General features: G+C 58.2%; 9 protein-coding genes and 1 tRNA gene. 6 read left to right on the top strand and 4 right to left on the bottom strand.

Annotated elements, in window-relative coordinates; genetic code table 11:
• Window positions 1-56: 56 nt before the first annotated feature.
• Window positions 57-1259: a sodium/glutamate symporter gene (gltS, locus tag KB892_RS26120; protein WP_002922948.1), complete on the bottom strand. Its 1203-nt coding sequence runs from the start codon at window positions 1257-1259 to the stop codon at window positions 57-59.
• A gap of 284 nt (window positions 1260-1543) precedes the next feature.
• Between gltS and KB892_RS26115 the strand changes: the two genes are divergently transcribed.
• From KB892_RS26115 to KB892_RS26100, 4 genes are all read left to right on the top strand, one after another.
• Entirely contained in the window at window positions 1544-2935 is a 1392-nt protein-coding gene (locus KB892_RS26115; protein WP_002922950.1) for a nucleobase:cation symporter-2 family protein, read from the top strand.
• A 140-nt stretch (window positions 2936-3075) separates the two neighbouring features.
• Window positions 3076-4791 (top strand): AsmA family protein, encoded by a 1716-nt coding sequence (locus KB892_RS26110; RefSeq protein ID WP_004151506.1) that lies wholly within the window; start codon window positions 3076-3078, stop codon window positions 4789-4791.
• Window positions 4792-5038: 247 nt separating this feature from the next.
• On the top strand, window positions 5039-6598 hold the full coding sequence (locus KB892_RS26105; protein WP_002922953.1) for a PTS transporter subunit EIIC: 1560 nt from the start codon (window positions 5039-5041) through the stop codon (window positions 6596-6598).
• A 12-nt stretch (window positions 6599-6610) separates the two neighbouring features.
• Window positions 6611-7990: a family 4 glycosyl hydrolase gene (locus tag KB892_RS26100; RefSeq protein WP_002922956.1), complete on the top strand. Its 1380-nt coding sequence runs from the start codon at window positions 6611-6613 to the stop codon at window positions 7988-7990.
• A 46-nt stretch (window positions 7991-8036) separates the two neighbouring features.
• Here the strand turns inward: KB892_RS26100 and KB892_RS26095 are convergent, their stop codons facing one another.
• The 3 genes from KB892_RS26095 to KB892_RS26085 all read right to left on the bottom strand — a co-directional run bounded on the left by KB892_RS26095 (window position 8037) and on the right by KB892_RS26085 (window position 12640).
• Window positions 8037-8759, bottom strand: coding sequence for a MurR/RpiR family transcriptional regulator (locus KB892_RS26095; RefSeq protein ID WP_002922959.1), 723 nt, complete (start codon window positions 8757-8759; stop codon window positions 8037-8039).
• A 155-nt stretch (window positions 8760-8914) separates the two neighbouring features.
• Complete coding sequence (gene yicI, locus KB892_RS26090) at window positions 8915-11233, bottom strand: alpha-xylosidase (protein ID WP_002922961.1); 2319 nt, start codon at window positions 11231-11233, stop codon at window positions 8915-8917.
• 12 nt (window positions 11234-11245) lie between these two features.
• The gene (locus KB892_RS26085; protein WP_072354009.1) at window positions 11246-12640 is read right to left on the bottom strand and encodes a glycoside-pentoside-hexuronide family transporter; all 1395 of its coding nucleotides are present in this window, start codon (window positions 12638-12640) and stop codon (window positions 11246-11248) included.
• Between the two features lie 292 nt (window positions 12641-12932).
• On the opposite strand from KB892_RS26085, the gene KB892_RS26080 reads away from it, so the two are divergent.
• Both KB892_RS26080 and KB892_RS26075 read left to right on the top strand, forming a co-directional pair.
• Window positions 12933-13027: transfer RNA gene (locus KB892_RS26080), tRNA-Sec, on the top strand.
• Window positions 13028-13193: 166 nt separating this feature from the next.
• A complete protein-coding gene (locus KB892_RS26075; RefSeq protein WP_002922963.1) occupies window positions 13194-13661 on the top strand; it encodes a DUF3237 domain-containing protein in 468 nt (155 codons plus the stop codon).
• The last annotated feature ends 58 nt before the right edge of the window (window positions 13662-13719 follow it).

Below are 13719 nucleotides of genomic sequence, written 5' to 3'. Positions count from 1 at the left end.
AAACAGCACGATCTTGTAGCCCGGACAGGTGCGCAGCACCGCTTCCGGGTTTTTTATCAACCAAACATCGGCAGCAGCAGGTACAGCTTAATCACCAGCGCGTTGACGATATCGATAAAGAACGCCCCCACCATCGGCACTACCAGGAAGGCCATATGCGATGGCCCGAAACGGTCGGTAATCGCCTGCATATTGGCGATCGCCGTCGGCGTTGCCCCCAGGCCAAACCCGCAATGCCCGGCTGCCAGCACCGCGGCATCGTAGTTTTTGCCCATCATCCGATAGGTGACGAACACCGCATACAGCGCCATCGCCAGCGCCTGCACCGCCAGGATAATAATCATCGGCAGCGCCAGCGAGGCCAACTCCCACAGCTTGAGGCTCATCAGCGCCATGGCGAGGAACAGCGACAGGCTGACGTTGCCCAACACCGATACCGCGCGATCGAACACCCGATACAACCCCGCCAGCGCCAGGCTGTTGCTGAGGATCACGCCGATAAACAGCACGCAGACGAAGGTCGGCAGCTCGAAGACGCTCCCCGCCAGCAGTTGCGCAACCACCTTGCCCAGCGTCAGACAGATGGCGATCAGGGCGATACTTTCGATCAGCACCAGCGAGGTGATCACCCGCCCCACGTCCGGCTTTTCAAAGGCGGTTGGCGCCACCTGATCGTCCGGTGTCCCGTCCGGTGAGGAAGAGTGCTTCACCAGATAACGCGCCACCGGGCCGCCGATCAGGCCGCCCAGCACCAGGCCGAAAGTCGCGCAGGCCATCGCCACCTCGGTGGCGTTGGCAAAACCGTAGCGCTCAACGAACAGCTTACTCCACGCCGCCCCGGTGCCGTGGCCGCCGGATAAGGTAATCGACCCGGCCAGCAGACCCATTAGCGGATCCAGCCCCAGCAGCGTCGCCATGCCGATACCGAGGGCGTTCTGCAGCAGCAGCAGGCCAACCACCACGATCAGGAAAGTGCCCAGCACCTTGCCGCCGGCCCGCAGGCTGGCGAGGTTGGCGTTAAGACCGATGGTGGCGAAGAACGCCAGCATCAGCGGATCTTTCAGACTCATATCGAAATCAATTTCGATATCCATGCTTTTTTTCAGCGCCAGCAGCGCCAGCGCCACCAGCAGACCGCCGGCAACGGGTTCAGGAATAGTGTATTTCTTAAGGAAGGGAACGGTTTGTACGAGTTTTCTGCCGAGTAACAGCACGAGCGTTGCGGCAACGAGCGTCGATAAGGTATCGAGATGAAACATAAAAAGCTCCTTATGGGCGCATGATCCATTCACACGCGACGATATTCCTGGTGTCTTTAGCTTCTCATCATGAGGAGTCAGAGGGGGATTTTACGCAGAACGGCGGAAAAATTGACAGAAAAAGATATTTTGTATCCTGAATGATGCGATTTAGCATACAAAATGTTAATTATCTCGTTGCGCATATTCACGGTATAAATTTTTATGAGCAAACGCTGGCAAACGTTTGCTTTTGGTCTACAGTCCGATAAAATTCCCGCTTTGCCACCTTGGGATTGCTTGTGATGTCCGTTAACACCGCAGAGTCAGAAAATGCGCAACCGGTTGCGCATAAACCAGCCAGCGAATTAATCTACCGCCTCGAAGATCGCCCGCCGCTACCGCAAACCCTGTTCGCCGCCTTCCAGCACCTGCTGGCGATGTTTGTCGCGGTGATCACCCCGGCGCTGTTAATCTGCCAGGCTCTCGGTCTCCCGGCGCAAGATACCCAACATATCATCAGCATGTCGCTGTTCGCCTCCGGCGTCGCCTCTATTATTCAGATCAAAGCCTGGGGCCCGGTCGGCTCCGGACTGCTCTCCATCCAGGGCACCAGCTTCAACTTTGTCGCCCCGCTGATCATGGGCGGTACCGCCTTGAAAACCGGCGGCGCCGACGTCCCCACCATGATGGCCGCCCTCTTCGGCACCCTGATGCTGGCCAGCTGCACCGAAATGGTCCTCTCCCGGATCCTGCACCTGGCGCGCCGTATCATTACCCCGCTGGTTTCCGGCGTGGTGGTGATGATTATCGGCCTGTCGCTGATTCAGGTCGGACTGACCTCCATCGGCGGCGGCTACGCGGCGATGGCTGACCACACCTTTGGTGCGCCGAAAAATCTGCTGCTGGCGGGTATCGTGCTGGCGCTGATTATTATCCTCAACCGCCAGCGCAACCCGTACCTGCGCATCGCCTCGCTAGTGATTGCCATGGCTGCCGGTTATCTGGCGGCGTGGTTCCTCGATATGCTGCCAGCCAACACCGCCCCGACCAACAGCAGCCTCATCACCGTCCCGACGCCGCTCTATTATGGCCTCGGCATCGACTGGAGTCTGCTGCTGCCCCTGATGCTGGTGTTTATGATCACCTCCCTGGAAACCATCGGCGATATCACCGCCACCTCCGACGTCTCCGAACAGCCGGTCTCGGGTCCGCTGTATATGAAGCGCCTGAAAGGCGGCGTGCTGGCTAACGGCCTGAACTCCTTCGTTTCCGCGGTCTTCAACACCTTCCCGAACTCCTGCTTCGGCCAGAACAACGGCGTGATCCAACTGACCGGGGTCGCCAGCCGCTACGTCGGCTTTGTGGTCGCCCTGATGCTGATCGTCCTCGGCCTGTTCCCGGCGGTGAGCGGCTTTGTCCAGCATATCCCTGAGCCAGTGCTCGGCGGCGCCACGCTGGTGATGTTCGGCACCATCGCCGCGTCCGGCGTGCGCATCGTCTCCCGTGAACCGCTGAACCGTCGAGCGATCCTGATTATCGCTCTGTCGCTGGCGGTAGGCCTCGGCGTGTCGCAGCAGCCGCTGATCCTGCAGTTCGCCCCGGACTGGCTGAAAAACCTGCTTTCCTCCGGGATTGCCGCCGGCGGTATCACGGCGATTGTTCTGAATTTAATTTTCCCGCCAGAAAAGGCGTGATCTCATGCGTTCCCGGTCGCGCATCGGCCGGGACGTCCTCCAACCACCTGCCCCATCACGGAAATAAACCACGCCTGCCTTGAGAAGTGCGCCTAAATCGGGCATAACACGGTGATGTGCATCTCACAGAATGGAAGACCATGAAATTTCTTGGAAAGCTGATTCTCTGGCTGCTAGTCGCTCTGCTGCTCGTCATTATTGGCGCGTGGTTCCTGCTGCAAACCCACTGGGGCGCCCGCCAGGCCAGCGCCTGGCTCAGCAATGGCACCGGCTGGCAGGTCTCCTTCGATGAGATGGAGCACGATTTCTCCTCCCCCCATCATGTGCAGTTGCGAAACGTCACCTTTGGTCGGGAAGGCAAGCCTGCCACTTTGGTGGCAAAAACGGTCGACATTGGCTTCAGCACCCGCCAGTTTAGCGATCCGCTGCATGCGGATGAGATAGTCCTTAACGACGGCACTCTGAATCTGTCACCCCACTCTGCAGACCTGCCGTTCGCTGCCGACCGGCTGATGTTGCGCAATATGGCTTTCAACAGCCCGGAAACCGGCTGGGCGCTCAGCGCGCAGCGCGTCACCGGCGGCGTCAGCCCATGGACGCCGGAGGCGGGCAATGTGCTGGGGAAAACGGCGCAGATCCAGATGAGCGCGGGCTCGATGACGCTCAATGGCGTCGAAGCCAGCAACGTTCTGATTCAGGGTAAGATTGATCAGGGCGAGGTCACCCTCTCCACCCTCGGCGCCGATGTCGCCCGCGGCACCTTAACCGGCAATGCCAAACGCAGCGCCGATGGCAGCTGGCGGGTGGATAACCTCCAGCTCAACGAGATTCGACTGCAGAGCCCCGCCTCGCTGGCCGAGTTTTTCGCGCCGTTAACCACGGTCCCCTCTCTGCAGATTGGCCGCCTGGACATCACCGACGCCCGCCTGCAGGGACCGGACTGGGCGGTAACCGACCTCGACCTGAGCCTGCGCAACCTGACCCTTAGCCACGGCGGCTGGCAGAGCGAGGACGGCACGCTGTCGATGAACGCCAGCGAATTTATCTACGGTTCGCTGCATCTTTTCGACCCGATCCTCAATGCCGAATTCTCTCCCCAGGGCATTGCGCTGCGCCAGTTCTCCTCGCGCTGGGAGGGCGGCATGGTGCGCACCTCCGGCAACTGGCTGCGCGCCGGGAACGCCCTGGTGCTCGACGATACCGCTTTCGCCGGACTGGAGTACACGCTGCCGGCGAACTGGAAACAGCTGTGGATGACGCCGCTGCCAGCCTGGCTGCAAAGCCTGACGCTGAAAAAATTCAGCGCCAGCCGCAATCTGATCATCGATGTGGACCCTGCTTTCCCGTGGCAAATTACCGCCCTCGATGGCTATGGCGGCGAGCTACAGCTGGTGAAAAACGGCAGCTGGGGAGTATGGAACGGCAGCGCGACGCTGAACGCCGCGGCGGCGACTTTCAACCGGATCGACGTGCGCCGCCCATCACTCAAACTGAACGCCACAGCCTCGACGGTCAATATCACTGAGCTTAGCGCCTTCACCGAGCGCGGCATTTTGCAGGCCACCGCCGCGGTATCCCAACTGCCGCAGCGCCAGGTCAATCTGAGCTTCAGCGGCCGCGGCGTGCCGCTGAATATTCTGCAGGCCTGGGGCTGGCCGTCGCTACCTATAAGCGGGGATGGCAATCTCCAGCTGACCGCCAGCGGCAGCGTGCAGGCCGATGCCCCGCTCAAACCGACGGTCAACGGGCAGCTCAGCGCCGTGAATATGGAGAAACAGCAGGTGGCGCAAATCATGCGCAACGGCGAGGTCAGCCCCGCCCCCGCCGCGCCAGCGCCCGCTCCCGTCACCCCATAGCGATGCCCCATTCCCCTCTCCTCTATGGGGAGAGGGATTGCTTCCCGGCAAAACTCCACTCTGACAACTCTCTCCCTTTCAGGGAGAGAGTTGGGGTGCGAGTCCTGAAACCTGTGCGCAATACGCGGCTATCTGTACCTATTTAGCGCAACAGGTTCCTTTCAAATATCAGAGTTGCTATAACCAAATCACTGGAAGTCGATAAAAAACCGCTCCCTGTACCTACAAAAATATAAAAGGATCAATCATGCCTGAAATACGTCAGCGTATTCTGGAGAATATGCAAAAATTCTCCCGGGCCATGATCGGCGCCGTATTGTTCTTGCCGGTCATTGGCTTAATTCTGGCCCTCAGTTCAGTATTAACTAATCCGACATTAATTGCTGAAACCAGTTTCTTACATCAGCTTGGGCAAATGCTCGGCGACACCTTTTGGCCTTTATTTGGCAACCTCGGCTTATTATTTTGCGTCGGCATAAGCTATGGCCTGGCAAAGGATAAAAAAACCGAAGTCGCACTGGTTTCAGTGATGTGCTTTATTATGTTTCTTGGCGCCAACCACTCCTGGCTGGAACACACCCATGGACTCGCCGAAAAAATTAACGGTGAATATTATGGCACCGGGCAAACCCAGCTGCTGGGCTTTGTGGTGGTGGATATGGGCGTTTTCCTGGGCATTATTCTCGGCTGCACGATTGCGTGGGTGCACAATAAAGTCTCTGCCATTGAGCTGCCTGGCGCGCTGTCGATGTACGGCGGCGCCAAGCTGACGCTGGTGGCGATGACGCCGGTGGTTATCTTCTACGCCATCGCCTTTACCTGGATTTGGCCCTTTATGACCCACGGCATCTCCGCCCTCACCGGTTTTATGAAAAATGCCGGGGTCGCCGGGGTCTTCGTCTATGGTTTCTTTGAAAAATTCCTTATCCCCACCGGCCTGCACCATTTCGTCTGGTCCCCCTTCCAGCTCACCCAGATTGGCGGCACGCTGAACGTGGATGGTCAGGTGGTCTCCGGCACCCAGGCCATATTCCTCGCCTATATGCGCCATCCCGACCTGACGCCGGTCATGAACGACGCATTACGTTTTTCGCAGCAAGGGATGACCACTATCTTTGGCCTGGCGGGCGCCTCGCTGGCGTTCTACCACACCGCGAAACCGGAGAAGAAAGCGATGGCGAAGGCGATTCTGCTACCGGCGATTATCACCTCGATGCTGACCGGCATCACCGAGCCGATTGAGTTCACCTTCTTATTTGTCTCACCGCTGCTGTGGGTGATCCACGCGACGTTAACCGCCGCCTCGCAGGCCATTTGCGACATATTCACCGTACGTCCCTGGGGAGCATCGGGCCTGATCGAGTTTCTGATCTATAACCTGCCGCTGCCGGTCTCCTTAACGCGCTGGCCGGGCTATGTCCTTATCGGTATCGGCCAGTTCGCCGTCTACTACGTGATTTTCCGCACCCTGGTGGTGAAGCTGAACCTGAAAACGCCGGGCCGGGAAGATGACGAGAACGTGAAGCTCTACAGCAAAGCAGAGTACCGCCAGAAAGTCGCGCAACCGCAGTCGGTCACCGATGACATTATCCGCGGCCTCGGGGGCAAGGAGAATATTCTCTCCGTCGATAATTGTTTTACTCGCCTGCGCGTGGCCGTGCGCGATATGGCGCGGGTTGATGACACGCAATTAAAAAATACCGGCGCCAACGGCGTCGTACGCAATCGAAATGAAGTTCAGGTTATTTATGGCGTCAAAGTGGGACAGGTACGTTCCCGGGTTGATAACTGGTTAGCAGAAAATTAATGAGGAGTATTTATGAAATTAACCGTATTAGGCGGGGGCGGCGTTCGCTCTGCATTTTTAGCGAAATCTCTGGCCTATAACGCTCACCGCATTGGTTTAACAGAAGTCGTTTTTCTCGATAACTCTGCTGATAATCTGGCGATATTTGGCGAAATTGCCCGCTATGTATTTAATACCATTCGCCCGGATATTCAGTTTAGTACCACCACCGACCCGGTCGCAGCGCTGCAGGACGCCAACTATATCATTACCACCCTGCGGGTTGGCGGCGATGAAAGCCGCATTCGCGACGAACGTATTGCGCTTGAGCATAACACTCTCGGCCAGGAGACCACCGGCGCCGGCGGTTTCGCGATGGCCATGCGCTCGATCCCGGCGATCCTTCGCTATTGCCGGCTGATCGAAGAACATGCCGCCGAAGACGCCATTCTGTTTAACTTTACCAACCCGTCAGGTCTGGTGACGGAAGCGATTATTAAGTCCGGCTTTAAGCGCCGGGTCTATGGGATCTGCGATGCCCCCTCCGAGCTGATTCGTGAACTGCCGGCGATCCTTGGCTGTGAGGAGCGCGACCTCAGCGTGGAATGCTATGGGCTGAACCATTTCTCCTGGTTTACCCACTTCACCGTCCGTGGGGAAGAAGTGACCGAACGGCTGATCGCCAGCCCGGAACTGTACCAGAAGACGGCGATGCAGTACTTCTCCCCGGAGCTGGTACGGCTTTGCGATAATCAACTCCTCAATGAATATCTCTATTATTACTACTATCGCGACGAGGCGCTGAAGGCGATTCAGGGGGCCGGCGAGACGCGCGGAGAGCAGATCGCCCGCATCAATCAGGAGATGCGCGAGGCGCTGCGCACCGTGGATGCCAGAACGCAACCGGAGGCCGCCTTCACCATCTGGATGCAGCATTACCTACGCCGGGAAAACAGCTATATGCAGAACGAATCCCGGCAGGAGAAATTCCACACCCGCGAACCGCTGACGCTGCGCCAGTTTATCGAAGAGCCGGACACCGGCGGCTATGCCGGAGTGGCGCTGGATATCTTGGAAGCGGTGAACAGCACCACCACCAAGCGGATCGTGGTGTCGATCCAGAATCACGACACGCTCGATTTTTTACGCCCGGACGACGTGATCGAGATCAGCTGCGACCTGAGCCGGGATGGCCTCAAGCCGGTGACGCCGGTGAAGGTACCGACGGCGCAGAAGAATATGATTGCCTGCGTGAAGGAGTATGAGCGGCTGGCGGTGGCGGCGATCCTGCAGCAGGATAAATCGCTGGCGGTGCGGGCGCTGATGGCGCACCCGCTGATCGGTTCCTATTCGCTGGCGAAAACCCTGGTCGAAGCCTATCTTGACGATGAGCAGTTCGCCGCCTGGCGGTAATCCGCTGCCGATGGGATTCCCCCGCTCGCACCGCGCTTAGCGGGGGCTAACTATTGCTACGTAGGCTGGTAAACCACATCTTCAATAGTCGCTCAAAGCCTAAGATGCAGTAGCCGAAAAACGGGTTGCTCCAGTAAATATCATCATCGAACTTCTGCGGGTCGTGAATAATAAACGCCGTATCCGCGGCCTGCGCCAGCGGGCTTTGGTAGTCGCCGGTAAAGCAGACCAGATTAATCTCCTTCCCCTCCAGGGCCTTAATCCAGTTGAGCGCCGAGCTGCTGCGCCCGGATTTAGAAATGATCCAGATGGAGTCGAAGCAGGCGGCGTTTTTCTGTTCGAGGATTTCGTAATCGGGCCACAGCGCCAGGCTGGCATTCACGCCGGTGACGAGAAACTTGTTGTAAATATACTGGGCGATCAGCTGTGAAAAGCCGCTGCCGTGGATCAGGATGCGCTGCTGTTTAAGGCTTGCCAGCAGCGGCGTCAGCGCTTCTTCCGGCTGAACGCTCATGTAGTCGATATCGTTGGTGACATCGAGCTTCGGCATGGTGATATTGAACTTGATAAAGTAAACCAGCTCCAGCCAGCCGCTGAACTTCAGTTTCTTTGCCAGCCGGACCAGGGAAGAGGGGTTGCTGTAGCACTGTTCGGCCACAGCGCGAACTCCCTGGCGGATACACTGCTCCGGGTCGTTCTGAATAAAGCGCAGCACGGTCATTTCCGTTTTGCTTAGCTTCACGTCACGAAAGATATTTTCTACGTCCATGGCGGGCTCCTCTCAGCGGCAGAATACGCTAACACCGTTCGACAACCGCGTCTGCGGCCTGAGTCACCACAATGAAATGAATGTTACTTTTTGTACAAAAATGGAATAAAAAAACCCTCTCCGCCTGGCGAAGAGGGCTGCTGCTGTTAACCTATTTACAACGTAATCGTCAGCGTATTGCCCTCGGCGCTCACCACCACGCCCAGTTCGCTACCGGTCTGCGTACCGCCCTGCACGCCCGCGACCTGCGGGATATTGCGCAGGCACAGCGTCCAGCCGCGGGCCTCGCCTTCGCCGCTCACAGCGATGGCGTTGCCCTGGCGCCTGGCCTTCAGGGTGAAGATCGTCGAGCCGTCTGCCGCCGGAACGTCACAGCGTGCCTCGCGTCCATCCTCAAGGTGGAACAGCTGGAAGGCGGTGCCCTCATGCCAGGCGTAATCCGGCTTCTGGTCATTGTTGCCCAGCGCCAGCAGGCTGTTGTCGCGAACGTAGACCGGCAGGCTCAGCGCATCGTGATGCTGCTTATGCCAGCGGCTACCCGGCAATTCATCGTTATGCCACAGATGCGTCCAGTGCCCTTCCGGCAGATAAAACTGCACTTCGCCGGCCTCGGAGAACACCGGCGCCACCAGGACCGAATCGCCCAGCATATACTGGCGGTCGAGATAGTCGCAGGCCGGATCGTCCGGAAACTCGAGCATCATCGCGCGCAGCATCGGCGTGCCGCACTCGTTGGCCAGCGCCGCCTGACGATAGAGATACGGCATCATGCGGCATTTCAGCTGCGTGAAGTGGCGCACCACGTCGCAGGACTCGTCATCGTAGGCCCATGGCACCCGATAGGATTTGCTGCCGTGCAGCCGGCTGTGGCTGGAGAGCAGGCCGAAGGCGCACCAGCGCTTGTAGACGTGGGCCGGCGCGGTGTTTTCGAAACCGCCGATATCGTGACTCCAGAAACCGAAGCCGGACATGCCGATCGACAGCCCGCCGCGCAGGCTTTCCGCCATCGATTCGTAGTTGGCGTAGCAGTCGCCGCCCCAGTGCACCGGGAACTGCTGCGCGCCCACCGAGGCGGAGCGGGCGAACAGCACCGCCTCCTGCTCGCCGACGGTCTCTTTCAGCACCTTCCACACCAGCTCGTTATAGATGAAGGCGTAGTGGTTGTGCATTTTCTGCGGATCGGAACCGTCAAACCACTGGACGTCGGTCGGGATACGCTCGCCAAAGTCGGTCTTGAAGCAATCGACCCCCATCGCCACCAGGCCTTTTAGTTTGTCAGCGTACCACTGGCGGGCTTCCGGATTGGTGAAGTCATAAATCGCCAGCCCCGGCTGCCACTTATCCCACTGCCACAGCGAACCGTCCGGACGCTTCAGCAGATAACCCTTCTCTTTCAGCTCTTTGAACACCGGCGAGCGCTGACCGATGTACGGGTTGATCCACACGCAGACCTTCAGCCCTTTCGCCTTCAGGCGCTTGATCATCCCTTCCGGGTCCGGGAAAGTTAGCGGATCCCATTCAAAATCGCACCACTGGAAGGCCTTCATCCAGAAGCAGTCGAAGTGGAAGACGTGCAGCGGCAGATGGCGCTCAGCCATGCCGTCGATAAAGCTATTCACCGTCGCTTCGTCATAGTTAGTGGTGAACGAGGTCGTCAGCCACAGACCAAACGACCATGCCGGCGGCAGCGCCGGGCGGCCGGTGAACTGCGTATAGCGGTTAAGCACCGCTTTCGGCGTCGGGCCGTCGATGACGAAGTACTCGAGGTATTCGCCTTCAACGCTGAACTGGACTTTAGAGACTTTCTCCGAGCCCACCTCGAAGGAGACGCGCTGCGGATGGTTGACCAGCACGCCGTAGCCGCGGTTGGTCAGATAGAACGGGATATTTTTGTAGGATTGCTCGGTGCTGGTGCCGCCGTCCTCGTTCCAGGTTTCTACCGTCTGGCCGTTGCGCACCAGGGCGGTAAAGCGCTCGCCGAGGCCGTAGACGGTTTCGCCGACGCCGAGGTCGAGGCGCTCAAACATGTAGTTGCGCTGGGTCTTACTATCCTGCACGTAGCCGTTGTTTTTTAGCTGGCTACCGGTGATACGCAGGCCGTCGCGCAGAAAATCCAGCGCCCAGAATTCGCCTTTAGTCACCCGCACGCTGAGGCTGCCGCTTTTCAGCTCGGCGAACCCGGCCGTATTTTCTATTTCGACATGGACGTCTTTCTGCACGTTCAGCGGATAGTGCGGGCCGTTATCCAGCGCGCCCTGGAAGTGCTCCATACGCACGCCGATTATCCCTTCCTGCGGCGAGAAAAAGCGCAGGGTGAACAATGGCGTATCCAGCTGCCAGGCGCGTTCGCGGACATCGCGCGGCGCGGCATAGACCACCATTTCATTCCCCTGCTGCTCCACCTCGTAAACCTGTACGGGTTGGATCAGGTTGAGCCCTGGTTGAATGAGCCAGTTTCCATCACTGATTTTCATTAAAACGTCCTCTTAGTTTTGCCATTCTTTGTCGATCGGGGCGGCGGTGAAATCTTGTTCGTTGCGACGCGCGCCCTCGGCCAGCTCGGCCATCATTTTTTTCAGGAACGGCGTTTTCAGCGTGTAGTAGCGTTTGGCGATCACCGCGCTCAGCAGGTAGCACACCGCCGGAACGAGGGTGAACAAGGCGATAATGATGGTGAGGGTGGCGCTGTTCTGGGTTTTAGCGGCGGCGTCATAGCCGCCGCCGGCCAGCATCCAGCCGATCAGCGCGCCGCCCAGCGCCAGCCCTAACTTGAGCACAAACAGGGTACCGGCGAAGCTGATGCCGGTCAGGCGTTTGCCGTTACACCATTCGCCGTAGTCGACGGTGTCGGACATCATTACCCACTGGATTGGCGTCACCAGCTGGTGCAGTACGCCAATGACGAAGATAAAGACAAACATGGTGATTTCGGCGTCCATCGGTACGAAGAACATCGCCACGCTGAGCACCGCCAGGAGGGCGTTGGTCCACCAGAAGACGCTGACTTTGCATTTCCAGTCGGTCAGCGGTTTCGCCAGCGCCGAGCCAATCAGGTTGCCGACGCAGTAGGTCGTGAGGAAGGCGGTGAACAGCGCCGCCGAGCCCATGATCCAGGTGGTGTAATACATCATCGCGCCGCCGCGAACGCAGACCGCGAGGATATTGAGGATGGTGAGCACGCCGACCACCCGCCACTGGTCATTGCGCCAGATATCGCGCAGGTCTTCACGCATCGAGGTACTGCTCGGCGGCGCTTCGACACGCTCTTTGGTGGTAAAGAAGCAGAAGGCCAGCATCAGGAAGGCAATCACCGACAGCACCGCGATGCCCCCCTGGAAGCCGAGCGCTTTGTCTTCGCCGCCGATAAAGTTGACCAGCGGCATCATCAGCACGGTGGAGAGCATGCCCCCCGCCGTCGCCAGCACGAAGCGCCAGGACTGCAGCGAAATGCGCTGCGTCGGGTTGTCGGTGATCACGCCGCCCAGCGCGCAGTAAGGGATATTCACCACGGTGTAGAGCAGGGTCAGCAGCGTGTAGGTCACGGCGGCGTAGATCAGCTTGCCGTTGTGGCTTAAATCCGGCGAGCTGTAGGCCAGCACGCAGACGAGGCCGAACGGGATAGCGCCGAAGAGGATCCATGGGCGGAACTTACCCCAGCGGCTGCGGGTACGGTCGGCAAGCAGACCCAAACACGGGTCGGAAATCGCGTCCAGCGCGCGCGCCAGCAGGAACATGGTGCCGACAAAGCCGGCGGGGATACCAAAAATATCGGTGTAAAAAAACATCATGTACAACATGACGTTATCAAAAATAATGTGGCTGGCGGCATCACCCATGCCATAACCAATTTTCTCTTTGACGGACAAAATGTGATCTTTCATATGCGCACTATTCCCTTAGCGGCACCGAGGGTTGGTACCGGTTACGGTTTTTGTAAACCTTTGCCGCACTAAGATGAATTGCGATATCTCGTTATCAGATTACGTTTCTTGTTTTCTGTGATCGCGGTAGGGAATCAGGGAGTGAAAAAGTGTAACTCACGGATTTTGTGAGGATTTGTCCAGGACTGTTCTGTAAAGTCCAGTTTTAACAGTAAAAAAGTGCGTTTAGGTATGTGGTAAACGGCTGAAAGTAGCTATAATGCGCCCCGCCTCCATGTAGCAATCGAGGCGCGGAAGATCGTCATCTCCGGTGAGGTGGCTGGACTTCAAATCCAGTTGGGGCCGCCAGCGGTCCCGGGCAGGTTCAACTCCTGTGATCTTCCGCCAGTTTGCCCCTGCTCCCCCACAGCCACTCCCTACCAACCTGAGCCCCCCAAACTCATCATCCCAGCCAATCATTTTTATCCAAACCCTGCGTTATTTTGTCTCTCGCAAACCCGTTACACTGGCGCGGTGGCCGCGTGCCGTTAGCAACCGAAACAGGAGATCCATAATGACCCCCGAACTCAGACACTGTTTTTCCATTACCATCCAGGTTGATAAACCGATAATCGTCTCCCGCAGCCCGCAGACCGGTAAGCGCCAGCTGATCCCGATTGTCGGCGGCAGCGTCTCGGGTCAACTTCGCGGCCACGTATTACCCGGCGGCGTCGACAGCCAGATAATCGAACCCGACGGCACCTGCAGGCTGTCCGCCCGCTATGCCCTGCAGGTGGCGGAAGGCACGGTCTATGTGGAAAACAATGGCATCCGCCGGGTGCCGGCCCAGTATCATGACCAGCTTTTCGCCGACGATATGCGCTTTTTTAGCGATATTCCGCCAGAAGCCATCTATTTTCGCACCGTGCCCACCTTTGAGGTGGATGCTCCCGCGCTCAGCTGGCTAACCACCTCGCTGTTTATCTGCGCCGGTGGCCGGACCCAGGATGGGGTGATGCTCGACTTCTATCAGGTGGGCTGATTTTCACTTTCTGCATATAACTGTTATTGCCGTTAGCCCGTTTTTCCCCTCCCGGCAG

It is taken from the genome of Klebsiella sp. P1927 (genome assembly GCF_018204675.1).
In the GTDB taxonomy this organism is placed as follows: Bacteria; Pseudomonadota; Gammaproteobacteria; order Enterobacterales; family Enterobacteriaceae; genus Klebsiella; species Klebsiella pneumoniae.
Note: the sequence above shows the minus strand (reverse complement) of the source record. Positions and strands in the feature narration are given on the sequence as shown.

Coding starts and splice junctions, on each gene's coding strand:
- gltS (WP_002922948.1), bottom strand. CDS start 1,259: ATGTTTCATCTCGATACCTTATCGACGCTCGTTGCCGCAACGCTCGTG.
- KB892_RS26100 (WP_002922956.1), top strand. CDS start 6,611: ATGAAATTAACCGTATTAGGCGGGGGCGGCGTTCGCTCTGCATTTTTA.
- KB892_RS26105 (WP_002922953.1), top strand. CDS start 5,039: ATGCCTGAAATACGTCAGCGTATTCTGGAGAATATGCAAAAATTCTCC.
- KB892_RS26095 (WP_002922959.1), bottom strand. CDS start 8,759: ATGGACGTAGAAAATATCTTTCGTGACGTGAAGCTAAGCAAAACGGAA.
- KB892_RS26115 (WP_002922950.1), top strand. CDS start 1,544: ATGTCCGTTAACACCGCAGAGTCAGAAAATGCGCAACCGGTTGCGCAT.
- yicI (WP_002922961.1), bottom strand. CDS start 11,233: ATGAAAATCAGTGATGGAAACTGGCTCATTCAACCAGGGCTCAACCTG.
- KB892_RS26085 (WP_072354009.1), bottom strand. CDS start 12,640: ATGAAAGATCACATTTTGTCCGTCAAAGAGAAAATTGGTTATGGCATG.
- KB892_RS26075 (WP_002922963.1), top strand. CDS start 13,194: ATGACCCCCGAACTCAGACACTGTTTTTCCATTACCATCCAGGTTGAT.
- KB892_RS26110 (WP_004151506.1), top strand. CDS start 3,076: ATGAAATTTCTTGGAAAGCTGATTCTCTGGCTGCTAGTCGCTCTGCTG.